The organism is Streptomyces sp. NPDC058470 (genome assembly GCF_042721055.1).
GTDB lineage: Bacteria > Actinomycetota > Actinomycetes > Streptomycetales > Streptomycetaceae > Streptomyces.
The window spans coordinates 41,445-66,474 of the sequence record NZ_JBHXMF010000007.1 but is presented as its reverse complement, the minus strand read 5'-3'; the positions used below and the strand labels follow the sequence as shown (position 1 = coordinate 66,474).

The following is a 25,030-nucleotide window of genomic DNA, read 5'->3' as shown; positions in this document are numbered from 1 at the left end:
CCCCGAGAAGCGCCCGACTGACACCGCTCAGACGGCACACTCCCCGAGAAGCGCCCGACTGACACCGCTCAGACGGCACACTCCCCGAGAAGCGCCCTGCTGAAAAAACTCCCGAGCAGCGCGCTCCTTGGGAGGCGCGCGGCTGGATTCTCCCGGGCAGCGTGCTCCCTAGGGAGCGACCAGCAGGACCTTCCCGATGTGTCCGCTGCCCTCCAGCACCCGGTGGCCCTCCGCCGCGTCGCTCATCGGCAGCTCACGGTCGACGACCGGGCGTACGTGGCCGGAGGCGATCAGCGGCCACACATGCTCGCGTACGGCCGCGACGATCGCCGCCTTCTCCCCCAGCGGACGGATGCGCAGCGAGGTCGCGGTGACGGCGGCGCGCTTGTTGAGGAGGGTGGCGATGTTCAGCTCGCCCTTGATGCCGCCCTGCATGCCGATGATCGCGAGCCGTCCGTTGACGGCGAGTGCCTTGACGTTGCGGTCCAGGTACTTGGCGCCCATGTTGTCGAGGATGACGTCGGCGCCCGCGCCGTCGGTGGCCCGCTTGATCTCCTCGACGAAGTCCTGCTCGCGGTAGTTGACCAGGATGTCCGCGCCCAGCTCGGCACAGAAGTCGAGCTTCTCCTTGGTGCCCGCCGTGACCGCCGCCCGCGCGCCGACGGCCTTCGCCAGCTGGATCGCCATGGTGCCGATACCGCTGGAGCCGCCGTGCACGAGCAGGGTCTCGGCGGGGCGGAGATGGGACACCATGAAGACGTTCGACCAGACGGTGCAGGTCACCTCGGGCAGCGCGGCGGCCTGCCTGAGGTCGATGCCCTCGGGCACCGGCAGCAGCTGCCCGGCCGGAACGGCGACCTTCTGCGCGTATCCGCCGCCCGAGAGCAGCGCGCACACCTCGTCGCCGACCGCCCACCCCGAGACACCGGGGCCGACCTCGACGATGCGGCCCGAGCACTCGAGACCCGGGTACGGGGACGCGCCGGGCGGCGGGCTGTAGAGGCCCTGGCGTTGCAGCAGGTCAGCACGGTTGACGGCGCTGGCCACCACCTCGACCAGCACTTCGCCCTGACCGGCCACCGGATCCGGGACCTCGTCCCACACCAGCGCCTCGGGCCCACCAGGTTCAGGAATCGTGATCGCGTACATGAGGGGGACGCTACCCCTCGCGGTAATGGGGATGCGCGGATCCTCCGGCAGAGGCACGGCGTAGGCAAAGGGACCGTAAAGTCAACGGGCTGTGGCGGCGGACGGCTGCGCGGACAGCGAAAACGGACAACTGCGCGAATTACTCGTACGGCGGGCGATGAGTTCGCGGCACGGCAGCGGTCTCCCCTTGCGTAGCCACGTACCCGGAAGGACACCGAGACATGAGCGCACTCAGCGCACCGAGCACACCGACATCCGGTCTGGCCATCGAGACCGCGGGTCTGGTGAAGACGTTCGGCGAAACCCGCGCCGTCGACGGCGTCGACCTCGCCGTACCCGCCGGCACGGTCTACGGCGTCCTCGGCCCGAACGGCGCCGGCAAGACCACCACCGTGAAGATGCTGGCGACCCTGCTGCGCCCCGACGGCGGCCAGGCGCACGTCTTCGGCCACGACGTCGTACAGGAGGCCAACCGGGTACGCGAAAGAGTCAGCCTCACCGGCCAGTACGCGTCCGTGGACGAGGATCTGACCGGCAACGAGAACCTGGTGCTGCTCGGCCGCCTCCTGGGGCACCACAAGCGGGCCGCGGCGATCCGCTCGGCCCAGCTCCTGGAAGCCTTCGGGCTGAGCGAGGCGGCGGGCAAGCAGGTCAAGCACTACTCGGGCGGCATGCGGCGCCGTATCGACATCGCCGCCTCCATCCTCAACACGCCCGACCTGCTCTTCCTCGACGAGCCGACCACCGGCCTCGATCCGCGCAGCCGCAACCAGGTGTGGGACATCGTGCGCGCGGTCGTCGCCCAGGGCACCACCGTGCTGCTCACCACGCAGTATCTGGACGAGGCCGACCAGTTGGCGTCCCGGATCGCGGTGATCGACAAGGGCAAGGTGATCGCCGAGGGGACGAAGGGCGAGCTGAAGGCGTCCGTCGGCGCCGGTTCCGTACATCTGCGGCTGCGTGATCCGGCGCAGCGCCCGCAGGCTCAGGAGGTGCTGCGCCTGGCCCTGGACGTCGAGGTTCAACTGGAGCCGGACCCGGTGGCGCTGACGGCCCGGGTCGGTGCGGGCGCCGCCAATGGGCGGGGCGCGGCGGAACAGGCCGCGCGGGCGCTCGCAGAGCTGGCCCGCACCGGCGTGATCGTCGACAACTTCTCGCTGGGCCAGCCCAGCCTGGACGAGGTCTTCCTCGCCCTCACCGGGCATGTGCCCGACCCCGAGGCTCCCGCGGCCGACGACACCATGGACAAGGAGGCGGCGGTATGAGTACCGCGACGACCACGGAAAGCCAGGATCTCGCCCCCGTCAGCGCCGAGTCGCTGGCCGAGCTCCTCATCAGCAAGGACCGTCCGCCGCGGCCCAGTGCCCTGTCGGCGTCGCTGACCTTCGGCTGGCGGGCGATCCTCAAGATCAAGCACGTGCCGGAGCAGCTCTTCGACGTCACCGCGTTCCCGATCATGATGGTGCTGATGTACACGTACCTCTTCGGCGGGGCCCTGGCCGGATCGCCCAAGGAGTACATCCAGTTCCTGCTGCCGGGCATCCTGGTGATGTCGGTCGTGATGATCACGATGTACACGGGTGTCTCGGTCAACACGGACATCGAGAAGGGCGTCTTCGACCGCTTCCGTACGCTGCCGATCTGGCGGCCGTCGGTGATGGTCGGCTATCTCCTCGGCGACGCCCTGCGCTACACGATGGCCTCGGCGGTGATGCTCGTCGTCGGCGTGATCCTCGGCTACCGTCCCGACGGCGGGGTCCTCGGCGTACTCGCCGGGATCGCGCTTCTGCTGGTCTTCTCGTTCGCGTTCTCGTGGATCTGGACCATGTTCGGACTGCTGCTGCGCACCGAGAAGTCGGTGATGGGCGTCAGCATGATGGTGATCTTCCCGCTGACCTTCCTCTCGAACGTCTTCGTCGACCCGAAGACCATGCCCGGCTGGCTCCAGGCCTTCGTCAACAACAGCCCGATCACCCACGTGTCGTCCGCGGTGCGCGGCTTGATGGCCGGCGACTGGCCGGCCGCGGAGGTCGCCTGGTCACTGGGCTGGGCAGGACTCCTCGTCCTCGTCTTCGGACCGATCACGATGCGCCTGTACAACCGCAAGTGACCGCAAGCACAGGCGATTGCCGGGGCCGGCGGTGGTGCGTGCGCAGGCAACCGCGAGGACCTGCGCCGGTCCGTGCGCAGGTAACCGCCAGTGCCCGTCGGCCTAGTCCGTACGGAGTCGATGGGCGTCGGGTGCCACATGAGTACCCGGCGTCACCCGCACGATCGTGATGAGCCGGTCCGTCAACTGCAGTGTCCCGACGGCCGGATCGTCGTATCCGAGCACCCGATGCCCTCGTACGACACTCACCACCAGGTCCTCCGTCTCCCGTACACCCTTGCCGACCTCGGCCTTTATGACCGGCCGCTCCACGATGTCGAGGCCGCTGCCCTGCTGGATGAGGTCCTCCATGACCATGCCCGCGGCGGGGCTGAGCACGGAGAGCCCGAGCAGCCGCCCGGCCGCACTGGCGCTGGTGATCACGGCATCGGCGCCGGACTGGCGCAGCAGCGGCGCGTTCTCCTCCTCCCGCACCGCGGCGACGATCTTCGCCCCGCTGTTGAGCTGCCGTGCGGTCAGCGTGACCAGCACGGCCGTGTCGTCCCGCTGGGTGGCGATGATGATCTGCCGGGCCTTGCGCACCTCGGCCCGATCCAGCACCTCGCTGCGCGTCGCGTCCCCTATGACCCCCGCGTATCCGTCGGCCGTCGCTGCGTCGACCACCTTGGAGTTGGGGTCGACGACCACGACCTGCTCCTTCTTCAACCCGGTCGCACAGACGGTCTCGATGGCCGACCGCCCTTTGGTACCGAAGCCGACAACGACGGTGTGATCTCGCAAGGCCGCCCTCCAGCGGTTCTGCCGCCATTCCTCACGCGTGCGTTCCGTGAGGACTTCGAGCGTGGTGCCGACCAGGATGATCAGGAACAGCACGCGCAGTGGCGTGATGACGAAGATGTTGGTGAGCCGGGCGCCGTCGCTGACCGGGGTGATGTCGCCGTATCCGGTGGTGGAGAGAGTGACGGTCGCGTAGTAGAAGGCGTCGAGCAGATCGACGGCGCCGTCCGAGTTGTCGGTGTAGCCGTCACGGTCGACCCACACGATGAACGCGGTGGCGGCGAGCACCAGCAGGGCCATCGCCACGCGCTTGCCGACCTGGCGGATCGGACGTTCCACCATGTTCTTCGGGAGTTTCACTCGATGGGTCACGAGGTGTTCGTCCGCCTGGCGGGCAATCGCGTCATGGCCCGGTTGTTTCACGTGAAACACACCCCGATGCCTGCCGCGGCCCACGGCAGGTCGAGGAGCTCCAACTCCTGACCCGCGCGGGCACCGCCCGGCGGTACGACCGCGAGGGCATCCGCCGCCGCGATGCCACGCAGCATCGCGGGGCCGTTGTAGTGCAGCGGCACGGCCCGGTCGGCACGCAGAACGACGGGAACCAACCGGGTGTCGTACGGGTGCCCGTGCACGGCTTCCGTGAGGGGCAGCGTGTACGACTCCGCCGCCGCACGTCCGGCGAGGATGCGCAGCAGGGGCTCGGCGAGCGTCAGCAGCCCGGAGACGGCCGCCAGGGGGTTGCCCGGCAGGCCGACGAGGTACTGGTTCTGCTTGATGCGGGCCAGCAGCATGGGGTGGCCGGGGCGCACCTTGACGCCGTCGATGAGGAGTTCGGCGTCCATGCGCCGCAGCGTGGGGTGGACATGGTCGACGGGACCGGCCGCAGTGCCGCCGGTGGTGATGATCAGGTCGGCTTCGGAGCCGGTAATGGTCCGGTGCAGGGCCTTGGCGTCGTCACCGAGCCTGCGCGTCGCGATGACCTCGGCGCCGATCGCGCGAAGCCAGGGCGGCAGCATCGGGCCGAGAGCGTCCCGGATCAGCCCTTCCTTGGGCAGCCCCTCGGTGAGCAACTCGTCGCCGAGTACGAGGACTTCGACGCGGGGGCGGGGGATGACGGCAAGCGTGTCGTACCCCGCGGCCGCGGCGAGACCCAGCACGGCGGGCGTGACCAGTGCGCCGACCGGCAGGAGTTGGTCACCGCTGCGGCATTCCTGGCCGCGCGGCCGAATGTCCTGCCCATGCGTGACGCTGGAGATCGCCCCTGCCCGGGCGGAGCCGGAAGCCTGGGGGAGGGCCGCGTGCAGCCGCCCCTTGTCGTCGATACGCCCGTGCTCACTGCGCAGTACTGCGGTGGCGTCCTGCGGGACACGCGCCCCGGTGGCGATCCGCACCGCCTCGCCGTCGGTGAGCGCCGCGGGCTGCGCGTGCCCGGCGAGCACACCTCCTTCGCGCACGTCCCAGGGGCCGGGCCCGGCGACCGCCCACCCGTCCATCGCCGAGGTGTCGAAGGAGGGGAGGTCCGAGAGCGCGGTGAGGGGGGCGGCGATGACCAGGCCGAGGGAGGAGTCCAGGGGTACGGAGACGGGGGTGGGGCGGGGGAGGGCACGGGCGGCTCGCTCGGCGGTGGTGCGGGCCTGCGGCCAGGGGGTGGCTTCGTGACGTACGCCGTGACCGCTGCCGCCGTGGCCGCTGGGGTGATCTCCGTGGCCGCTGTTGGCGGCGTGCGTGTGGGGCTCGCCCTGTGGGGTGGGCCCGGGGGTGGCGGACGCGCCGGAGCGGTCCCCGGCGGCACTGTCCCCGGCGCCCGGCCCGCCCGAGGCGCGGGCGCTGCCCTCCTTGACCAGCGCCAGCACTTCCTCCACGTCGAAGTCGTCGAGGCCGTCGGCGTCGTGGCTGTCCCGGGTGCCGCGCGCGGCGGTCATCCGGCGTCCGGCCGGGCGTCGGAACCCGCACCGGGGCCGGATGCGGGACCTTCAGCGGGACCGGTCTCCGGCTTGGCGTCGGCGGCGGCGTCCTCCTCGGCCCAGCGGAGCGCCAGTGCGGCGGCCTTGCGGGAGGCTTCGGCCACCGCTTCGGGTCCTCCCCCGGCGCGCGCGGCCGCGTAGCCCACGAGGAACGTGGTCAGCGGCGCGGCAGGCCGGGCCACACCGTGTGCGGCGTCGCGGGCCAGGTCGAGCAGGACGCCGGTGTCGACGTCCAGATCGATGCCCAATTCGTCCTTGACTGCGGAAATCCATTCATCCAACACGTGCCCATGCTCCCTGATACGTGCCCGGGCGGCGGCGATGTCGTCCCAGGTGTCGCAGTCGAAGGACGCGACGGGGTCGGAGATTCGGAGGAGATCGAGCGCGGCGGTGAGCCGCCGGAGCGGCAGCCCGGCCAGACCGCCGCCTGTGGCGGAGTCGCCGAGGGCTGCGGAGGCAGCGGAACCGCCGGCGGCCCCGGCAGCGGCGGAAGCGCTGACGTCTGCGGCGGTGGAGGACCCGTTGATGGACCCGGCGGCGAGTGAGTGCAGTTCCCGCCGCAGCGCCGGCACTCGATACGCGGCCACGAGCGGCTGGTCCCTGCCCTCGGGGTCGACGAGCAGGACGCCGTCGGGGCCGCTCGGTTTCCCTTCGGCGTCCACCGGGTCGGTGCTGCTCAGTTGGAGGGCCTCCACCAGTCGCCGTACCGTCTCCGCCTCCAGGAACGGCAGGTCGGCGGAGAGCACGACGACGTACTCCGCGGTGGCGTGCCGCAGCCCGGCGCCGAGCGCGGCGAGCGGTCCCCCACCAGACGGGTTCTCCCGGGCCCACACCACGGGACGGGCGGTGGGCCGTGGTTCGGCCACCACCACCGTGGTGGCGGCACCGGCGCAGGCGGCAAGCACCCGGTCCAGCAGCGCGCGGCCGCCCACCCGCACCGCGGGTTTGTCCACCCCGCCGAGCCGCCGCGCGGCGCCTCCGGCGAGCACGACGGCGTCGTACGGGAGACCGGCGCCGGGGTCGCCCGGGGCCTCGTACGCGTTCATCCCCCGAGTATGAGCGCCCGAAGGATCATTGCCACCCCCTGGGCAGCATGTGGACAGCGGCAGTCACAACGTCCGCAGCAGCACCGCCGGCTGTTCCACGCAGTCCGCCACATAGCGCAGGAAACCGCCCGCCGTGCCGCCGTCGCACACCCGGTGGTCGAAGCTGAGGGAGAGCTGCACGACCTGCCGCACCGCCAGTTCGCCCTGGTGCACCCAGGGTTTGGGGGCGATCCGGCCGACGCCCAGCATGGCCGCCTCGGGGTGGTTGATGATCGGCGTGGAGCCGTCGACCCCGAAAACCCCGTAGTTGTTCAAGGTGAAGGTGCCGCCCGTGAGGTCCCTGGGGGTCAGTGTCCCGGTCCGCGCGGCCTCGGTCAGCCGCGCGAACTCCGCGCTCAGCGACTCCGCGTCGCGGGCGTGTGCGTCCCGTACGACGGGTACGAGGAGCCCCCGCTCGGTCTGCGCCGCGAAACCCAGGTGGATCTGGTCGAGTTGGACGACCTCGCGGGCGTCCATGTCGACCGTCGAGTTCAGCTCCGGGTGGCGGGCCAGCGCCGCCGTGCAGATCCGGGCGAGCAGGGCCAGGAGGGAGATCTTCGGGCCACCGGCGGAATTCATCGCCACGCGGGCGTGCATGAGTTCCGTGGCGTCGGCGTCCACCCAGCAGGTCGCGTCGGGAATCTCGCGACGGCTGCGGGAGAGCTTGTCGGCGACGATTCCGCGGATGCCCCGCAGGGGGATGCGGGTGCCGTTCGGGGCGGCGGCGGGAGCGGCCCCGGTCGCCGGCCGGGACTGAAACTGAGGTGCGCCCATGGGCGCGACAGGCCCGTGGCCGACGGCCGGTGCCCGGAGGGGTTCCGCGGCAACGGGCACCCGTACGTGACCGGTTGCCGCCGCGCGCAGCGCGTACTCGACGTCCGCCCGCAGGATCAGCCCGTCGGGCCCCGAGCCCTCCAACTCGCGCAGATCCACGCCGTTCTCCCGCGCAAGCCGCCGTACGAGCGGAGAGATGACCGGCACGGGCCCGTCCCCGTACACCGCGACGCCACCGTGATCAGCGTGATTGCCGTGATCACCGCGTGTCCGGTGTTCGCTGTGATTGCCGTGATCGCCATCGGCCGGGCGGCCGCGGACATCCGAGCCCGCGCCATACCGGCCGTCGGGATCCGTGTGGTCCCCGTCTCCCGAACGCACGGCCGACTGACGGCCTGCCGCACGCACCTCGTCAGGGGCGGCCACCGCAGCGTCCGCGGCCACCGAGACACCCGGCGCCGGTCGCCCCTCGGCACGCGCGCCGCCCGTCAGACCGGTGACCCCCGGCGGTGGCACCCTCCTGCGCCGCGCAGGAGGCGCCCCGGTGCCATAACCGACGAGCACGCTCCCGGACCCCTCGTCGGCCTCGTCACCCTCGCCGGAGGCAGCCGCACCCACGGCGACCGTCAACAGGGGGGCACCCACGGGCAGTTCCCCACCCTCCTCGCCGAACCGGGCGGTGACCACACCCCCGTACGGACAAGGGACGTCGACCATCGCCTTGGCGGTCTCGACCTCGACGACCAGTTGGTCGACGGCGACGACCTCGCCGACCTCGACCAGCCAGCGGACGATCAAGGCCTCGGTGAGTCCCTCACCGAGGTCGGGAAGCCTGAACTCCAACACTTGGGCCATCAGCTCTCCGCCTCCCATTGCAGACGCCCCACGGCGTCCAGGATCCGGTCGACGCCAGGCAGGTGGTGCCGCTCCAGCATCGGCGGCGGATACGGGATGTCGAACCCGGCCACGCGCAGCACCGGCGCCTCCAGATGATGGAAGCAGCGCTCGGTGATCCGCGCAGCGATTTCCCCGCCAGGTCCGCCATACCCACCCGACTCGTGTACGACGACCGCGCGCCCGGTCCGCCGTACCGAAGCCGACACCGTCTCGTCGTCGAACGGCACCAGGGAGCGCAGATCGACGACTTCCAGGTCCCAGCCCTCCGCCCGCGCCGCCTCGGCGGCTTCGAGACAGACGGGCACGGACGGCCCGTACGTGACGAGCGTGGCGCTCCGGCCGGAGCGCCGCACCATCGCGCGGCCTATCGGTTGAACGGTCGACGGCTCGTCCGGGTTCCAGGAATCCTTCGACCAGTACAGCCGCTTGGGCTCCAGGAAGACGACCGGGTCGTCGGAGGCGATGGCGGCGCGCAGCAGGCCGTAGGCGTCGGCGACCGTCGCGGGCGTGACGACATGGAGCCCCGGAGTCGCCATGTAGTACGCCTCGGAGGAGTCGCTGTGGTGCTCGACGCCGCCGATGCCGCCGCCGTACGGGACGCGGATGGTGATCGGCAGCGCCATCGCGCCCCGGGTGCGGTTGCGCATCTTCGCGACATGGCTGATCAGCTGTTCGAACGCCGGGTAGGCGAACGCGTCGAACTGCATCTCCACGACCGGCCGCAGCCCGTACATGGCCATGCCGACGGCCGTCCCGAGGATGCCCGCCTCGGCCAGCGGTGTGTCCGTGACACGGTCCTCGCCGAACTCCTTGGCGAGCCCGTCGGTGACCCGGAAGACGCCGCCGAGGGTGCCGACGTCCTCACCCATGACATGGACGGTGGGGTCGGCGGCCATGGCGTCGCGCAGCGCGCGCCCGAGGGCCTGCGCCATGGTGGCCGGTTTCAGGGCAACGGTCGTCATCGCCCGGCTCCTTCTGGCCCGTGGGCCTCCGCCGCCAGTTCCGCGCGCAACAGCGCCTCCTGTTCACGCAGTTGCGGTGTGGGCTCGGCATACACATGGGCGAACAGATCCATAGGGTCGAGCACCGGGTCCTGGTTCATGCGCGCCCGCAGGTCCGCGGCCATCGTCTCGGCGCCCTCGCGCGCGGAACGCCGCGCGTCCTCGTCGAGCAGCCCGCGCTCGGTCAACTCGCGCTCCAGGAGCGCGATCGGGTCGTGCGCACGCCAGGTCTCCACCTCGGAGTCACCGCGGTAACGGGTGGCGTCGTCGGCGTTGGTGTGGGCGTCGATGCGGTAGGTCACGGCCTCGACGAGGGTCGGGCCGCCCCCCGCGCGCGCACGGAGGACGGCTTCGCTCAGCACCTCGTGCACGGCCGCCGCGTCGTTGCCGTCGACCAGACGGCCCGGCATCCCGTAGCCGACGGCCTTGTGGGCCAGCGACGGGGCGGCGGTCTGCTTGGCGAGCGGTACGGAGATGGCGAAACCGTTGTTCTGGACGAGGAAGACGACCGGGGCCTGCCAGACGGCGGCGAAGTTCAGCGCCTCGTGGAAGTCGCCCTCACTGGTGCCGCCGTCGCCGACCATCGCCAGCGCGACCACGTCGTCGCCCTTGAGGCGGGCGGCATGCGCGAGGCCCACGGCGTGCGGGAGCTGGGTCGCCAGCGGGGTGCACAGGGGCGCGATCCGGAACTCGCGGGGGTCGTAGCCGGTGTGCCGGTCGCCGCGCAGGAGGGTGAGCGCCTGGACGGGGTCGAGGCCGCGGGCGACGGCGGCGAGGGTGTCGCGGTAGCTGGGAAAGAGCCAGTCGCGGTCCTCCAGGGCGAGTGCCGCGGCGACCTCACAGGCCTCCTGGCCGGTGCTGGAGGGGTAGACGGCGAGGCGGCCCTGCTTGGTGAGGGCGGTGGCCTGCGTGTTGTAGCGGCGGCCGCGCACCAGTTCCGCGTACAGACGGCGCAACAGACCCGGGTCGACCTGCGCGGCTGCGTCGGTGCCGAGCACGCGGTACGGCAGTGCGTCGGGCAGCAGCGGCGCGGGGTCGGTGCGGGGCTGCCAGGCGGGCGGCGGGGTTGGCCGGTAAGCGCCTCGCTGCTCCATGACCGTCATAACGGCACCTCCTCGTGGGAGACGGCTCCGGACGCGTCACGGTTGTGATGCGCCTCACCTACCGATTGTTCGGTCGTCGGCACATTTTGGCTACAGACCCCTGCAAGCTGTGGACAAACGGTTCTGCACAACCTGAGATGGACGCAGTACGTCCATGATAGGGAAGCGGGGGGACATGGCACCTGAACAAATGGCCGAGCCGCCGGAGGCCGGCCCCGCCCTCCCGCCTGCCCGCCCGCTCGACGCCATAGATCAGGACATCCTCCAGATGCTCCAGGCGGACGGCCGCGCCTCGATAAGGTCCGTGGCCGAACGCGTCCATGTGTCGCGGGCCAACGCCTACGCGCGTATCAACCGCCTCATCGAGGACGGCGTGATCCGCGGCTTCGGGGCACGTGTGGATCACGAACGCGCCGGTCAGGGCACCTCGGCGTACATCACCCTGAAGATCGTGCAGAACTCCTGGCGCACGGTCCGCGAACAGCTGAGGGTGCTCCCGGGGGCCTCCCACATCGCCCTGGTGGGCGGCGATTTCGACGTACTCCTTCTGGTGCACACCCCGGACAACAAGGCGCTACGGGAACTGGTTCTCACCCGCCTCCAGGCCATCCCGGAGGTCCTCAGCACCCGGACACTGCTGGTGTTCGAGGAGGAGGACCTGGAGCCACAGTCCTGAACGCCCCGGTGCCCGGCGACTCCCCGGCGACCGGGGAGTTCAGGACTCGCTGCGCGTCCCGGCGTGCTGGGCTTTCAGGACTCGCTGCGCGCCCGGGCGGCTTGGGCTTCAGGACTCGCTGCGCGCCCGGGCGGCTTGGGCTTCAGGACTCGCTGCGCAGCCCTCCGAAGACCAGCTGGGCGACGGCGTCGGCCACTTCCCGCTCGTTCATGCCCCGCCCGTCGGGCCGGTACCACTCCACGATCGAGTTGATCATCCCGAACACCAGCCGGGTCGCGAGCCGGACCTCCACGTCACCGCGTACGTCACCGTCCGCAGCCGCCGCTTTGAGCAGCTCGGCCACCTGGTGGTCGAAGTCGCGGCGCCGCTCCAGGGCCCAGCGCTCGGTGTCCGTGTTGCCACGCACCCGCAGCAGCAGCGTCACGTACGGCAGCTCGGCGGTGAGTACCTCGACCATGCGCCGCACGACGTACTCCAGGCGCTCCACGGCACGCCCCACGCGCGCGTGCTCCTCGTCGAGGATCCTGAAGAGGCCGTCCAGGGCACGGCTGACGGCCCTGCGCAGCAGCTCCTCCTTGCCGGCGACGTGGTGGTATATCGACGACTTGGAGATGCCCGCCGCCCTGGAGAGGTGCTCCATGGAGGTGCCGTCGTAGCCGCGCTCGTTGAAGACCTGGACGGCGACGGAGAGCAGGGTCTCCGGGGTGTAGGTGTCCCGCTTGGCGGTGGTCATGAGGTGCCCTCCCGCTTCTCGGCGGTGTGTCCGTGACGGTACAGCGCGAGTGAGGGTGCGTACCGGCCGGAGGGTTCGCGCAGATGCAGCTCCTCCAGGAGGTCGTGCGCCCAGGTCCTGCCGAGCCTGCGGCTCCATTCGAAGGGACCGAGGGGATAGTTCACCCCGAGCCGCATGGCGGTGTCGATGTCCTCCTCGGTCGCCACTCCCTTGGCGACGGCATCGTGCGCCAGGTCGACGATCCGGGCCACGGTCCGGGCGACGATCATGCCCGGCGCGTCACCGATGACACTGACGTCCTTGCCCAGTGCCTGGAAGAGGCCGATGGCTTCCGCGAGTGTCTGGGGAGCGGTGTCCTGGCAGGCCGAGACGGCGATGCGGGTCGCCTTGCGGTAGTCGAGCGCCAGGTCGAAGTAGACGACGTCACGGAACTCGACCGAGGTCTGGCCGTCGGCGAGGACCAGCTGGCCGCCACTGGGCAGCATCAGCCGCGTGCCATGGTCCTCCTCGTCCTCGCGGACCTGGATGCCCGCCTCGCGGATCAGCGCGAGAAGCCCGGCCGCCGGGCCCAGGTCGCCCTCGACGGCGACGTACGCGGGCGGCTGGGCCCTCTCCGCGGTGTGCGGCTCGGGACGCTCGGCGCCGTCCCCGTAGTCGTACCAGCCCTGCCCCGTCTTGCGGCCGTGGTTACCGGACTCCACGAGCCGGCGCTGGGCGAGCGAGGGGGTGAACCGCACGTCCTGGAAGAAGGCCTGCCACACGGAGTGGGTGACGGACTCGTTGACGTCCTGCCCGATGAGGTCGGAGAGTTCGAAGGCGCCCATCCGGAAGCCGCCGGATTCGCGCAGCACCGCGTCGATGGTGGCCGGGTCGGCGGCCTGCGACTCGTACACCGCGAAGGCCTCGGCGTAGAAGGGCCGCGCGATGCGGTTGACGATGAACCCGGGGGTGTCGGCGCAGGCGACCGGGGTCTTCCCCCAGGCGCGTGCCGTCTCGTACGCGCGCGTGGCCGACGAGAAGTCGCTCGCATACCCGGAGACGACCTCCACGAGGGGCAGGAGCGGCGCCGGGTTGAAGAAGTGCAGTCCGACGAGCCGGCCAGGGTTGCGCAGGGCGCCGGCGATGGCCGTGACGGACAGGGACGAGGTGTTGGTGGCGAGCAGGCAGTCGGCGTCGACGATTTCCTCGATGTCGCGGAACAGCTGCTGTTTCACCTTGAGTTGTTCGGCGACCGCCTCGATGACGAGCACACAGTCCGCGAGGTCGGAGAGATCCTGCGCCGGTCGCAGCCGGGCACGTGCGGCGTCCCGGTCGGCGCCGCTGAGCCGGTCCTTCTCGACCAGCCGGTCCAGGCGTGCGCCGATCGCCCCGGCCGCGGCTTCGGCACGCCCCGGCACGGCGTCGTGGAGCCGCACGAGGTGGCCCGCGACCAGCGCGACCTGGGCGATGCCCTGGCCCATGGTGCCGCTGCCGACGACGGCCACCGGGCCGCTGAGGTCGAGTGCTGTCATGCTCGCGATCCTCCCGCACAGGGTTTTCCACAGATGCGGCGGACCCTCTTGTCCCGACCGATCGTTCGGTTACTCTAGCTGTGAGTACCCGCCCAACGCCCACCACCACCCTGACAGAGGCGCCGGGCGCCGCACCTTTTCCGTAATCCTGCCCAGATCACCAGCTCGACGAAGAGCTGCTTCGAGGAGGAGTTGGTCCCCCGATGGCCGCCGAACTCACCGCGCACCAGCTGATCACCCAGCACCGGCCCACCCTCGACCAGGCGCTGGAAGCGATCCGCACGCGCGCGTACTGGTCCCCCCACCCCGAACACCCCAAGGCGTACGGCGAGCACGGCAGCCTGGGCATGGCGGAGGGCAAGGCCGCCTTCGACGCCCTCCTGGGCACCCGCCTCGACCTCGGCCAGCCCGGCACCGACGACTGGGTGGGCGGCGAGGTCTCGCCGTACGGCATCGAGCTGGGTGTCACCTACCCGCACGCGGACGTCGACATTCTGCTGCCCGCCATGCGCGCAGGGCAGCGCGCGTGGCGCGACGCGGGCGCGGAGGCGCGTGCCGCGGTCTGTCTGGAGATCCTCAAGCGGATCAGCGACCGCACCCACGAGTTCGCGCACGCGGTCATGCACACCAGCGGCCAGGCCTTCATGATGGCGTTCCAGGCGGGCGGTCCGCACGCACAGGACCGCGGCCTGGAGGCGGTGGCATACGCGTACGTGGAGCAGGTCCGCACGCCGGACAGCACGGAGTGGGTCAAACCCCAGGGCAAGCGGGACCCGCTCACCCTGACCAAGCAGTTCACGCCCGTGCCGCGCGGCACCGCCCTCCTGATCGGCTGCAACACCTTCCCGACGTGGAACGGCTATCCGGGTCTGTTCGCCTCCCTCGCCACCGGCAACGCCGTGCTCGTGAAGCCCCACCCGCGCGCGGTGCTGCCGCTCGCGCTCACCGTCCAGGTGGCCCGCGAGGTGCTCGCCGAGGCCGGCTTCGACCCGAACCTGGTGGCACTGGCCGCGGAGCGCCCCGGGGAGGGCATCGCCAAGACCCTCGCCCTGCGGCCCGAGATCCGGATCATCGACTACACCGGGTCCACCGCGTTCGGCGACTGGCTGGAGACCAACGCCCGCCAGGCGCAGGTCTACACGGAGAAGGCCGGCGTCAACACGGTGATCGTGGAGTCGACGGACAACTACAAGGGCATGCTGTCCAACCTGGCCTTCTCCCTGTCCCTGTACAGCGGCCAGATGTGCACCACCCCGCAGAACCTGCTGATCCCGCGCGACGGCATCACCACGGACGAGGGCCCCAAGTCCTACGACGGGGTGGTCGCCGACCTCGCCAAGTCGGTCGGCGCTCTCCTGGGCGACGACGCCCGCGCCAACGCGCTCCTCGGAGCCATCGTGAACCCCGACGTGAAGAGCCGCCTGGAAGCCGCTTCCGGCCTCGGCGAAGTCGCGCTCCCCTCACGGGAGATCAGCAACCCGGAGTTCCCGGACGCGGTCGTCCGTACACCGGTGATCGTGAAACTCGACGGCACCAAGCCCGACGACGAGGCCGCCTACTTGAACGAGTGCTTCGGCCCCGTCTCCTTCGCCGTCGCGGTCGACTCGGCCACGGACGCGGTGGAGCTGCTGCGCCGCACGATCCGCGACAAGGGCGCGATGACGGTCGGCGCGTACACGAGCTCGGAGGAGTTCGAGGAGGCCGTGCGGGAGGTCTGCCTGGAGGAGTGCGCCCAGCTCTCCCTGAACCTCACGGGCGGGGTGTACGTCAACCAGACGGCCGCGTTCTCCGACTTCCACGGCTCGGGCGGCAACCCGGCGGCCAACGCGGCCCTGTCCGACGGGGCGTTCGTCGCCAACCGTTTCCGCGTGGTGGAGGTACGCCGGGACTCCTGAGGCCTGTCTGACCATTGCCGTCGTCGCCCGGAGTCGCGGGGCAGACGGAGATGGTCGGACACCCCGTCCCTCAGGCCGTCGCGCCCCCGGTCGCACTCCAGTGGAACAGCGTCATCGCCACACTGGTCGCGAGGTTGTAGCTGGAGACCTGGGGGCGCATCGGCAGGGACACCAAGTGGTCGGTGCGGGCACGGAGTTCCGCGGACAGGCCGCTGCGCTCGGAGCCGAAGGCAAGGACGGCGTCGTCGGGGAGCTTGAGCCCCCGGATGTCCTCGCCCTCCGGATCCAGGGCGAACACCGGGCCCGGCGGCAGCTCGTCCACCGTCAGCCGTTCCACAGCGGTCGCGAAGTGCAGGCCCGCCCCGCCGCGTACGACGGTGGGATGCCAGGGGTCGAGCGAGCCCGTCGTGACCACCCCGGTCGCGCCGAAGCCCGCAGCGAGCCGGATCACGGCCCCCGCGTTGCCCAGGTTGCGGGGGTTGTCGAGGACCACGACGGGCGTGCGCCGGGGCATCTTGGCCAGCAGCTCCAGATGGGCCGCCCGGGACGGACGTACGGCCAGAGCGGCCACCGAAGTGGGGTGCGGACGCGGCACCAGGGCCTTCAGCGTCGCCTCCGGGACCTCCACCAACAGCCCGTCGACGGCGGCCCGTACGTCAGGAGCCAGGTCGTCGGCCAGCGCGAGCGCCGCCTGCCGGTCGGTCGTGACGGCCACCGGGATACGGGCCTGGAAGCGCACCGCGTGCTTGAGGGCGTGGAAGCCGTCGAGCAGGACGGAACCCTCGGCGAGCCGGTGCCAGGCCCGCACGGCCTCCAGGGGGTCTCTTACGCCGTCCGCTCCGAGGCCGCTGTCGGGGTCGTTCATGCTCTGAAGCCTACGTGCGTGGGCTCGGCCGGATCCGGGGCGCTCGGCGGCTGTTCGCGCGGACCCGGCAGAATACGACCGCCGCCGCTGCCCGAAAACAGCCCTCCACGCGCGCGCGTGACCCATCCGCCCAGGCGCCGCAGGAACGACGTCGGCAGGAACACCGCATCGGCGGCGATCATCGCGAGCGAGAAGAAGGGCAGCCCGAGGACCACGGCGATCACCGCGTGCTCGGTCATCATGGCCACGAGCAGGATGTTCTTGATCCGCCGGTTGAACAGGGTGAAGGGGAAGGCGACCTGGGCGATCACCGTCCCGTACGTCACCAGCATCACGATCGTGCCGTACCCCGACAGCAGGTCGGACAGGGCCGGCCAGGGCGAGAAGTAGTCCAGGTGGAGCGGGTAGTAGACCGCGGTGCCGTCCTGCCAGCGCGAGCCCTGGATCTTGTACCAGCCGGCGGTCGCGTAGATCAGACAGGCCTCGGCCATGATCACGAAAAGGGCCGCGTTGTGCACGAGCTTGGCGACGACGTCCAGCAGGACCCGGGGCTCGGCGCTGCGCACGCGGCCGACGACGACCCACCACAGGGCCTGCGCCGCCCACAGCCCCCAGAAGACCACCAGCCAGCCCGCGCTGAGCCGTCCCGCGAGCGTCGGCGCCGCCAGCGCGAGGCCGAGCACCCCCCACAGGACCGGGCCGACCCGGTCGGGCCCGAACCGCTCTCCACGCGCGCGTGCCTCCCGTCCGAGCCGCGCCCGCCGCGCGTCCAGCGACCACACCTGGCCGCAACGCGTGAACACCAGGTAGATCGCCATCAGGTGGATGACGTTGTCGCCGCCGTCGCCCATGAACACGCTGCGGTTCTGCAGCGAGAGCACACCCACCATGAACAGGACGGACGCCGCGCGGGTCCGCCAGCCCAGCAGGAGTAGCAGACTCGACAGGACGGCGAGGGCGTAGACGATCTCGAACCAGATCTGGCTGTCGGACCACATCAGGATCGTGAAGGCGTGGTTGGTCGCGATGAGCTGCTGGGCCATGTCCCAGCTCCACGGCGCGTCAGGCCCGTACATCTCCTGCCGGTGCGGAAACTCGCGCAGCAGGAACAGCAGCCAGGTCGCGGCGAACCCGATACGGACCACAGCGGTCTGGTACGGGCCGAGGGCCGCCTCGGTGACCCGGGTGATGCCACGCGCGAGCGACAGGGAAAAGGTGTTCATCGGGCGCTCGCCTCCGCCGTCTCCTGCTGCAGGTCGGCCTCGGGGACGGACCACCAGGGCAGTTCGCGGACCACGGGTTTGCCGGACACCTGCTCCTCGCTCCATTTGGGGGGCGCCACGCTGGTCGTCAGTGAGCGGACCTGGACGCTCTCGACGACCGCGTCCTTGCCGCCGGCGTCCAGCCGGTCCAGGCGCAGCACGACGATCCGGCGCAGATAGCGCTCGGAAAGGTCACCGCGCAGGCCCGTCGGGCGGTTCTCGCCATCATGGCTGCCGACGTAGAAGTCCCAGGACCGGCGTAGTTCGTTCTGCTGGGTGTGGCTCGGCAGCAGGTTTCCGTCGATGGCGGCGCCGTCCAGCGCGGACAGGTCGTACCAGCCGGTCTCCTGGCTGGTGCCGTCCGACGTACGGACCTGGGCACGGACCTGGACGGCGATGTTCTGCTGCAAGGGGTTGGGCGCGAACAGCTTCCAGTTCTGTTCGAACTCCGGGTAGATCCACTCCTCGATCGCCCGCCCATGCTGCTTGGTGACGGTGTTCGAGGGCGCGAGGTGCAGGAACACCATCCCCAGGTGCACACAGGCGGTGAGCGCGACGATCGCGAGGGCGAAGGCGGCGGCGATCTGGTAGCCGACGGAGAGGGCGGCTATCCCTGCGGGGGCGGGGATGGGCGGGGCGGCTTCCGCGGTGGAGGGGCGGACGGATGTGGGGTGCGTGGGGCGCGGCTCGTGGGCTGCGCCTGCCGGCGTCCCGTGGACGGGCGGCTGCTGATCGACGGGCAGCTGCTGACCGACGAGACCGTCGGGCACTTTCGGCCCCCCGGAAGCGTTTGGCAGGTCAGAGGCGCTCGGGCTCGACACGGCGGGCGCGTCGGGGTTCTCGGGTGCGCCGGGGTTTTCGCGTACGGCGGCGGTGTCCGGCGCGCTGGGGTCGTCGGACCCGCTGGGGTCGTCGGACCCGCTGAGATGGTCGGGTGCGCTGGGGTCGTCGCGCCTGTCAGGCGCGGGCCCATCGGGCGCGTCCGGACCGTGCCGGCCGTTCGAGCCCTCGTCGTACGCGTCCATTCCGCCCCTATCCCCGATCCGTTCGCACTCCTCGCCGCCGAGACCGCGCGGCGTGGTCGTGCCGCGCGCGTGCCCCACGCTGCGGCGTTCGCACGGGAACGGTACTCAGACCGGATCGCCCGGCACAGCCTCAGGAGCCACAGCGGCCACCTCTGCGGCCAGGAGGTTATCCACAGCGGTTGACACCTTACGGCGACTCGTCCCACCATTGGATCGAGCTGGACAACCGACCGGTCGGTTGGGAATGAGGGATCGCGGGGGCCCTCATGGCGACAGCGGCAGCGGCACCACACGGCCCACACGCAGGCGCAGGCGGCGGACTCCGCCTGCGAAACCGCCGACGGATCCACGGACGGGGCGGCATGCACGGCGGCGTACGAGGCCTTCTTCGACGCGGCCGTGGCGGCCGACGAGCACATCGAACCCGGCGACCGGGTGCCCGACGCGCACCGCTCCGCACCGGTCCGGCAGATCGCCCAGCCACGCCGGAGCCCTCGGCGGGGCCGTACGGGGCGGTGGTCGGCGGCAGCTCGTGCAGGCCCTTCGGCCTGGCGCAGGGGGCCGAGCGGGCGCTGCGCGGGCTGGGCGTGCCACGGACCCGAATCCACGAGGAGATACTCCACGTGGCCGACGGGGCGACGACGCCTCCCGGCGTACCGGACCCCGCACACAGCACCGTGAATGCCCGGCTCGACGGACGCGGGATACGTACTTGGCCTGCCAGTCGCATCCGGCCACGGAGAAGGTGGAGTTGGACCCGACCGGCAGGTCGCGGAGGAGGACGGGCTGGACCTCGACCGGCAACAGGCCACAGAGACGGTCGGTTGGGGTACGACCGGTGGGCCACGGAGCAGGTCGAGTTGGACCTTCACCGTGGCCGCTCGGTTGGAGTCCGACCGGTGGGCCACGGCGACGGCCGAGTCGGACTGACTGCGCTGACCGCATCGGCAGGCCGCAGTTGAGGCAGATCACGGCCGACCGTTCCCTTCTCGTAGAACCTGTTCTATCTTGACGCTCCGTCAGATCAGGCGCCCGCCTGGTCGGCCGACCGGTGCATGGGAGGACGGGACCGTGGACTTCACCTTCACCGAGGAACACCAGGCGGCGGTCGAGGCGGCGAAGGCCGTGTTCGCGGGAGTCGCACCGGACGGGGTGCCCAGCCCCGCGCTCACCCCGGGCGCCGTGGCCGAGGACCTCGACCGGACCCTGTGGGCGAGGCTCGCCGACGCGGACCTGCTGAGCCTGCTCCTCGACGCGGAGTACGGCGGAGCGGGCCTCGACGCCGTCGCGCTGTGCCTGGTGCTGCGGGAGTCGGCGAGGGTGCTCGCACGGGTGCCGTTGCTCGAGAGCAGCGCGGCGGCGGTGGCCGTGCAGCGATACGGCGGCGAGGAGTTGAAGACGCGGCTGCTCACCCGGGCCGGCCGGGGCGAGCTGGTGCTGACCGTCGCCGCGAACGGCCGCAGCGGCCACGACCCGGCCGAACTCGCCGTGACCGCACGGCAGGACGGCGACGCCTGGGTGCTGGACGGCACCCAGACCGCCATTCCCTGGGCGCAGAACGCAGACTTCACCCTCGTACCCGCACACACCGCGGCCGACCGGACCGTTCTCGCCTTCGTCCCCCGCGTCCACGAAGGAGCCGTACTCGCCGAACAGACCTCCACCAGCGGCGAGCGACTCGGTGAACTGCGCCTGGAGTCCGCACGGATCGCCGCCCGGGATGTCATCGAGGCGGACGGCGCATGGGAGTGGCTGCGCGAACTGCTGACCACCGGGACGTGCGCGCTGGCGCTCGGACTCGGGGAGGGCGTGCTCGGGATGACGAGCGAGTACACCAGCAAGCGGGAGCAGTTCGGCTTCCCCGTCGCCACCTTCCAGGCCGTCGCCGTGCAGGCCGCCGACCGCTACATCGACCTGCGCGCGATGGAGGTGACGCTCTGGCAGGCAGCATGGCGGATCAGTACGGGAGCGGGCGGTGCACTTCCGGCGTCCGGGGACGTGGCCGTCGCCAAGATCTGGGCGTCGGAAGGGGTACGACGGGTCGTGCAGACCGCGCAGCACCTGCACGGGGGGTTCGGCGCCGACACCGACTATCCACTGCATCGGTACCACGCCTGGGCCAAGCAGCTTGAACTGTCGCTCGGGTCGGCGGCAGCGCACGAGGAGGCACTGGGGGATCTGCTCGCTGCCCACCCCCTGGCCTGAACGCCCGCTCCGGCCCACCCGGGGCCAGCCGCCCAGCACCTCCCCGGCGCCAGTGATCTACGCCACGAAGCCCGGCTGCCCCTCGTCGTCCACGACCGGGCGACCGGTGGCCGCCCAGGCCTGCATGCCGCCGTCGACATTCACCGCGTCGATTCCCTGCTGGGCCAGATACATGGTGACCTGCGCCGAACGGCCGCCGGAGCGGCAGATCACGTGGACCTTGCCGTCCTGCGGTGCCGCCTCGGTCAACTCACCGAAACGCGCGACGAATTCGCTCATGGGGATGTGCAGCGCCCGATCGGCATGACCTGCCTCCCACTCGTCGTCCTCCCGGACGTCCAGCAGGAAGTCTCCGTCCGCGAGATCCCCGACCTCGACCGTGGGCACACCAGCTCCGAAACTCATACCTCCGACGCTACCCGACCCCACCGACAGCCTGATCCCCTTCAGGAATCCCGGCCCTCAGCCACACAGGCCGGGACCGGTCAGCCGGCCTCGGGAGCCTGGCCGACCAGCTCGGCCAGCTCCGTCTCACGCTCACCGACCTGGGCCAGCAACTGCTCGGCGATCTCCTCCAGGAGACGATCGGGATCCTCCGGAGCCAGCTTGAGCATCGCGCCGATGGCACTCTCCTCCAGTTCGCCGGCGACGAACGCGAGCATCTCCTTGCGCTGGGAGAGCCACTCGAGCCGGACGTACAGCTCCTCGCTGCGGCTCGGCTTCCACTCCTCGGGCACGGGCCCCGCGGCCCACTCAACGGAGAGCTCGCTCAGCAGCGCCTCGTCGCCCCGGGCGTACGCGGCATTGACCCGGGTGATGAACTCGTCGCGCCGCTTGCGCTCGTCATCGTCCTGCGCCAGGTCGGGATGGGCCTTGCGGACCAGATCCCGGTAGAGCCTGCGGGCCTCATCACTGGGACGCACCCGCTGCGGGGACCGCACGGGCTGGTCCGTCAGCATCGCCACGGCCTCCGGGAACAGCCCCTCGGAGTCCATCCAACCGTGGAACAACTCCTCGACACCCGGCATCGGCATGACCCGCGCCCGCGCCTCGTCCGCCTTGCGTACGTCCTCCGGGTCCCCGGTGCGCGCGGCCCGCGCCTCGGCGATCTGAGCGTCCAGCTCGTCGAGCCGCGAATACATCGGGCCGAGCTTCTGGTGATGCAGTCGCGAGAAGTTGTCGACCTCGACCCGGAAGGTCTCCACCGCGATCTCGAACTCGATCAACGCCTGCTCAGCCGCCCGAACAGCCCGCTCCAACCGCTCCTCGGGCCTCGCCACACCGTCGGTACCCGCCTGCCGCGCCGACGACTCCCCCTCAGTGCCGGCCTGCGCCGCCGACTCACTCTCCGTGCCGGTCTGCGCCGCCGACTCGCTCTCAGTGCCGGCCTGCGCCGACGTCCCACTCTCCGTGCCGGCCGGCTGGGGCGTCTTCTCCACGGCCTCCGCGGGCACGGCCTCCGCGGGTGGCTCCGTCTGTGAAGACGGCTCACCCCTGGTGCCGGCCCCCTGGGACGGCTTCCCGTCAGCCCCCGTCTGCAAGGACGTCCCGCCCGCGGGCCCGGCCTCGTAGGAATCCGCCGGGGCGGAACCGTCCGCCTCGCTCTCCAGGGCACCGGACCGCTCCCGGGCCCCCTCGTCAATGGGCTCGGACTGGCTCTGCTCGGCTTCCGGCGTCGTCACCCGACCAGCGTAGGCCACGGTGGGGCGGGGCTACTCGGGGCTACTGCCTGGGGACCCGCAAGGGACACCCGGCCTCCAGGGCCGGCGCGACCGCTGCCCCCAACCCTCAAACCCCCAACTCAGCCGCAATCCGCCCTGCCCGCACCGCCCCCACCAGCTCCGCATGATCCGCCTCGGTTCGGTCGGCGTACGCCACGGCGAACGACGCTATGGCTTCGTCCAGTTCGTCGCTCTTGCCGCAGTATCCGGTGATGAGGCGCGGGTCGGCGCTGTGGGCGTGGGCGCGGGCGAGGAGGGCGCCGGTCATGCGTGCGTAGTCGTCGATCTGGTCGGCGGCGAGGGCCGCGGGGTCGACGCTGCCCTTGCGGTTGCGGAACTGGCGTACCTGGAAGGGGAGTCCGTCGACCGAGGTCCAGCCGAGCAGGATGTCGCTGACGACCTGCATGCGCTTCTGGCCGATGACCACACGACGGCCCTCATGCGAGACGTCGGGTATCGCGTGGCCGGCGGTCACCAGGTGGGGGAGCAGCGCCGAAGCACGAACCTCCTTCACCTGGAGGACGAGGGGTTCGCCACGGTGGTCCAGGAGCAGGACGACGTAGGACCGGGTGCCCACGCTGCCGGTGCCGACGACACGGAAGGCGACGTCGTGCACGGTGTACCGGGCGAGGAGGGGGAGTCGGTCCGCCGACAGCGTCGTCAGGTACTCCTCCAGTGATGCCGCGACCGCCGCCGCCTCCGCGTCGGGTATGCGGCGCAGCACCGCAGACGCGTCCACGAAGCGTCGGCCGCCGCCTTCCACGGCCTCCGTCGACTTCGCCGCGAACCGCCCACTGGTGTTGCCCCGCGCCTTCTCGGAGACCCGCTCCAGCGTGCCGAGCAGATCGTGGGCGTCGGCGTGTGAGACGAGTTCCTCGTCCGCGATGGCGTTCCACGCGTCCAGCACCGGGAGCTTCGCGAGCAGCCTCAGGGTGCGCCGGTAGGCACCGACCACGTCGTGTGCGGCCTTGCGACAGATGTCCTCGTCCGCCCCGGCTTCCCGGCCCGCGAGCACGAGTGAGGTGGCGAGGCGCTTGAGGTCCCATTCCCAGGGGCCGTGCACCGTCTCGTCGAAGTCGTTCAGGTCCATGACGAGTCCGCCGCGCGCGTCCCCGTACAGGCCGAAGTTCGCCGCGTGTGCGTCACCGCATATCTGGGCGCTGATCCCGGTCATGGGGGTGCGCGCGAGGTCGTACGCCATGAGGCCTGCCGAACCGCGCAGGAACGCGAAGGGCGTGGCCGCCATCCTGCCGACCCGTATCGGGGTGAGCCCGGGGATCCGGCCGAGGTTGGACTCCTCCACCGCGCAGACGGCGTCCGGCCGGTCGGCGTCCGGCGTGAACTCCGCGTGGGTGGCGCGCGGCACATGCCGACGCAGGGCCTTGCCCTCTTCCTTCGGCGAACCCTGCACGGGCCACGCCGCGAATCCACGTACGGCGAAAGCCCTGGACGTCTGCTGCGTCTGCCGCGCTTCCCGCGCCCCAACCGCTCTCTGTGCTTCGACCACTTCCCGCGCTTCGAGCACTTCCCGCGCTTCGACCGCTTCGGGTGCTCCGACCACTTCCTGGACCGGAACGTCTGTACCGAGCTCGGTCACTCCGACCGCCTCCCCCGTGCACGAACATCAACTTGCCACGACCGTACAGCCGGTCGCGCGGAGGCGTCAGAGCCTGTGGACAACTCGGAGTCTGTGGACGACTCCGCAGGCTCGCGAAAACGGGTTTCGCGGAAACGGGCAAGGAGTGGCGCCGGGCCAGGTCACCTCGGGCACTGCCCGCCCTCCGGCAGATGCTGCTCCGCCCAGGCCCCGAGTTCCTTGAGCGCGGGTTCCAGTGCCGTCCCCACCTCTGTAAGGCGGTATGCGACACGCAGCGGGGGGCCTTCATCGACCTCGCGCACGACCAGTCCGGCGGCGCCGAGTTCGGTGAGCCGGTCCGAGAGCATCCGTTCGCTGATACCGGGGATCGCCCTGCGCAGCTCGGCGAAGTGAACAGGCCGCTGCAGCAGAACGGACACGATCAGGCCCGTCCAGCGCTTCCCGAACAGCTGGAAGACCCGGGTCATGCCGTCATCGACCTTCTGGCACGGCCCTGCGTCCTCGTGGCTTCCCCGTTCTGGCATGGCTTCAGAGTACTGCGCTCACACAACGGGATGAAAAAAAGTAAGTACCTGTGTTATCTATAGTCGAGTACGAAACAGAAGCCTATCGGGGGTCCCGGCCCCCGGAGCCCCGGCTCCGAACTCGGCGCCCCGTGCTGCGGCTTCCCGGCTGTC

At 71.0% G+C, this 25,030-nt stretch carries 21 protein-coding genes; 5 read left to right on the top strand and 16 right to left on the bottom strand.

The features are described from left to right. Positions 1-168 precede the first annotated feature (168 nt). Positions 169-1,149, bottom strand: a complete 981-nt coding sequence (locus ACFWP7_RS07225) for an NAD(P)H-quinone oxidoreductase (protein ID WP_384377343.1) — start codon at positions 1,147-1,149, stop codon at positions 169-171. A 221-nt stretch (positions 1,150-1,370) separates the two neighbouring features. On the opposite strand from ACFWP7_RS07225, the gene ACFWP7_RS07220 reads away from it, so the two are divergent. Then, on the top strand, positions 1,371-2,414 hold the full coding sequence (locus ACFWP7_RS07220; protein ID WP_384377340.1) for an ATP-binding cassette domain-containing protein: 1,044 nt from the start codon (positions 1,371-1,373) through the stop codon (positions 2,412-2,414). After that, entirely contained in the window at positions 2,411-3,259 is an 849-nt protein-coding gene (locus tag ACFWP7_RS07215) for an ABC transporter permease (RefSeq protein ID WP_384377338.1), read from the top strand. The genes ACFWP7_RS07220 and ACFWP7_RS07215 overlap by 4 nt, the downstream gene beginning before the upstream one ends. 102 nt (positions 3,260-3,361) lie before the next feature. Here ACFWP7_RS07215 and ACFWP7_RS07210 read toward each other — a convergent pair whose 3' ends face one another. The 6 genes from ACFWP7_RS07210 to pdhA all read right to left on the bottom strand — a co-directional run bounded on the left by ACFWP7_RS07210 (position 3,362) and on the right by pdhA (position 10,863). After that, on the bottom strand, positions 3,362-4,468 hold the full coding sequence (locus ACFWP7_RS07210) for a potassium channel family protein (protein WP_384377335.1): 1,107 nt from the start codon (positions 4,466-4,468) through the stop codon (positions 3,362-3,364). Further along, positions 4,456-5,961 (bottom strand): molybdopterin molybdotransferase MoeA, encoded by a 1,506-nt coding sequence (locus tag ACFWP7_RS07205; RefSeq protein WP_384377333.1) that lies wholly within the window; start codon positions 5,959-5,961, stop codon positions 4,456-4,458. Before ACFWP7_RS07205 ends, ACFWP7_RS07210 begins: the two co-directional genes overlap by 13 nt. Beyond that, positions 5,958-7,049 (bottom strand): NTP transferase domain-containing protein, encoded by a 1,092-nt coding sequence (locus tag ACFWP7_RS07200; RefSeq protein ID WP_384377331.1) that lies wholly within the window; start codon positions 7,047-7,049, stop codon positions 5,958-5,960. Before ACFWP7_RS07200 ends, ACFWP7_RS07205 begins: the two co-directional genes overlap by 4 nt. A gap of 63 nt (positions 7,050-7,112) precedes the next feature. After that, positions 7,113-8,717 (bottom strand): dihydrolipoamide acetyltransferase family protein, encoded by a 1,605-nt coding sequence (locus ACFWP7_RS07195; RefSeq protein ID WP_384377328.1) that lies wholly within the window; start codon positions 8,715-8,717, stop codon positions 7,113-7,115. Beyond that, a complete protein-coding gene (locus ACFWP7_RS07190; protein ID WP_384377325.1) occupies positions 8,717-9,721 on the bottom strand; it encodes an alpha-ketoacid dehydrogenase subunit beta in 1,005 nt (334 codons plus the stop codon). The genes ACFWP7_RS07195 and ACFWP7_RS07190 overlap by 1 nt, the downstream gene beginning before the upstream one ends. Next, complete coding sequence (gene pdhA / locus ACFWP7_RS07185; protein WP_384377322.1) at positions 9,718-10,863, bottom strand: pyruvate dehydrogenase (acetyl-transferring) E1 component subunit alpha; 1,146 nt, start codon at positions 10,861-10,863, stop codon at positions 9,718-9,720. The genes ACFWP7_RS07190 and pdhA overlap by 4 nt, the downstream gene beginning before the upstream one ends. A gap of 175 nt (positions 10,864-11,038) precedes the next feature. On the opposite strand from pdhA, the gene ACFWP7_RS07180 reads away from it, so the two are divergent. Further along, positions 11,039-11,539 carry an Lrp/AsnC family transcriptional regulator gene (locus ACFWP7_RS07180; protein ID WP_384377319.1) on the top strand — a complete coding sequence of 167 codons (501 nt, stop codon included), beginning with the start codon at positions 11,039-11,041 and terminating at the stop codon, positions 11,537-11,539. Positions 11,540-11,681: 142 nt separating this feature from the next. Here the strand turns inward: ACFWP7_RS07180 and ACFWP7_RS07175 are convergent, their stop codons facing one another. Together ACFWP7_RS07175 and ACFWP7_RS07170 are read right to left on the bottom strand one after the other, a co-directional pair. After that, entirely contained in the window at positions 11,682-12,272 is a 591-nt protein-coding gene (locus ACFWP7_RS07175; RefSeq protein WP_384377316.1) for a TetR/AcrR family transcriptional regulator, read from the bottom strand. Continuing rightward, a complete protein-coding gene (locus ACFWP7_RS07170) occupies positions 12,269-13,783 on the bottom strand; it encodes a 3-hydroxyacyl-CoA dehydrogenase (protein ID WP_384377313.1) in 1,515 nt (504 codons plus the stop codon). Before ACFWP7_RS07170 ends, ACFWP7_RS07175 begins: the two co-directional genes overlap by 4 nt. Before the next feature lie 203 nt (positions 13,784-13,986). On the opposite strand from ACFWP7_RS07170, the gene paaN reads away from it, so the two are divergent. Then, the gene (gene paaN, locus ACFWP7_RS07165; protein WP_384377310.1) at positions 13,987-15,678 is read left to right on the top strand and encodes a phenylacetic acid degradation protein PaaN; all 1,692 of its coding nucleotides are present in this window, start codon (positions 13,987-13,989) and stop codon (positions 15,676-15,678) included. A gap of 70 nt (positions 15,679-15,748) precedes the next feature. Here the strand turns inward: paaN and ACFWP7_RS07160 are convergent, their stop codons facing one another. The 3 genes from ACFWP7_RS07160 to ACFWP7_RS07150 are packed head-to-tail and all read right to left on the bottom strand — an operon-like array spanning position 15,749 to position 18,830. Further along, entirely contained in the window at positions 15,749-16,543 is a 795-nt protein-coding gene (locus ACFWP7_RS07160; RefSeq protein WP_384377307.1) for a TrmH family RNA methyltransferase, read from the bottom strand. Beyond that, positions 16,540-17,766, bottom strand: a complete 1,227-nt coding sequence (locus ACFWP7_RS07155) for an HTTM domain-containing protein (RefSeq protein WP_384377304.1) — start codon at positions 17,764-17,766, stop codon at positions 16,540-16,542. The genes ACFWP7_RS07160 and ACFWP7_RS07155 overlap by 4 nt, the downstream gene beginning before the upstream one ends. Next, a complete protein-coding gene (locus tag ACFWP7_RS07150) occupies positions 17,763-18,830 on the bottom strand; it encodes a DUF5819 family protein (RefSeq protein ID WP_384377705.1) in 1,068 nt (355 codons plus the stop codon). Before ACFWP7_RS07150 ends, ACFWP7_RS07155 begins: the two co-directional genes overlap by 4 nt. Positions 18,831-19,901: 1,071 nt before the next feature. Between ACFWP7_RS07150 and ACFWP7_RS07145 the strand changes: the two genes are divergently transcribed. After that, a complete protein-coding gene (locus tag ACFWP7_RS07145) occupies positions 19,902-21,035 on the top strand; it encodes an acyl-CoA dehydrogenase family protein (protein WP_384377301.1) in 1,134 nt (377 codons plus the stop codon). Positions 21,036-21,092: 57 nt separating this feature from the next. On the opposite strand, the gene ACFWP7_RS07140 is transcribed toward ACFWP7_RS07145, so the two are convergent. From ACFWP7_RS07140 to ACFWP7_RS07125, 4 genes are all read right to left on the bottom strand, one after another. Continuing rightward, on the bottom strand, positions 21,093-21,422 hold the full coding sequence (locus tag ACFWP7_RS07140) for a rhodanese-like domain-containing protein (protein ID WP_384377702.1): 330 nt from the start codon (positions 21,420-21,422) through the stop codon (positions 21,093-21,095). 98 nt (positions 21,423-21,520) lie between these two features. Next, entirely contained in the window at positions 21,521-22,315 is a 795-nt protein-coding gene (locus ACFWP7_RS07135; protein ID WP_384377700.1) for a hypothetical protein, read from the bottom strand. 508 nt (positions 22,316-22,823) lie between these two features. Further along, positions 22,824-24,167, bottom strand: coding sequence for a DUF2252 domain-containing protein (locus ACFWP7_RS07130; RefSeq protein ID WP_384377697.1), 1,344 nt, complete (start codon positions 24,165-24,167; stop codon positions 22,824-22,826). Between the two features lie 347 nt (positions 24,168-24,514). Further along, a complete protein-coding gene (locus ACFWP7_RS07125; RefSeq protein WP_384377298.1) occupies positions 24,515-24,877 on the bottom strand; it encodes a winged helix-turn-helix transcriptional regulator in 363 nt (120 codons plus the stop codon). Positions 24,878-25,030 lie beyond the last annotated feature (153 nt).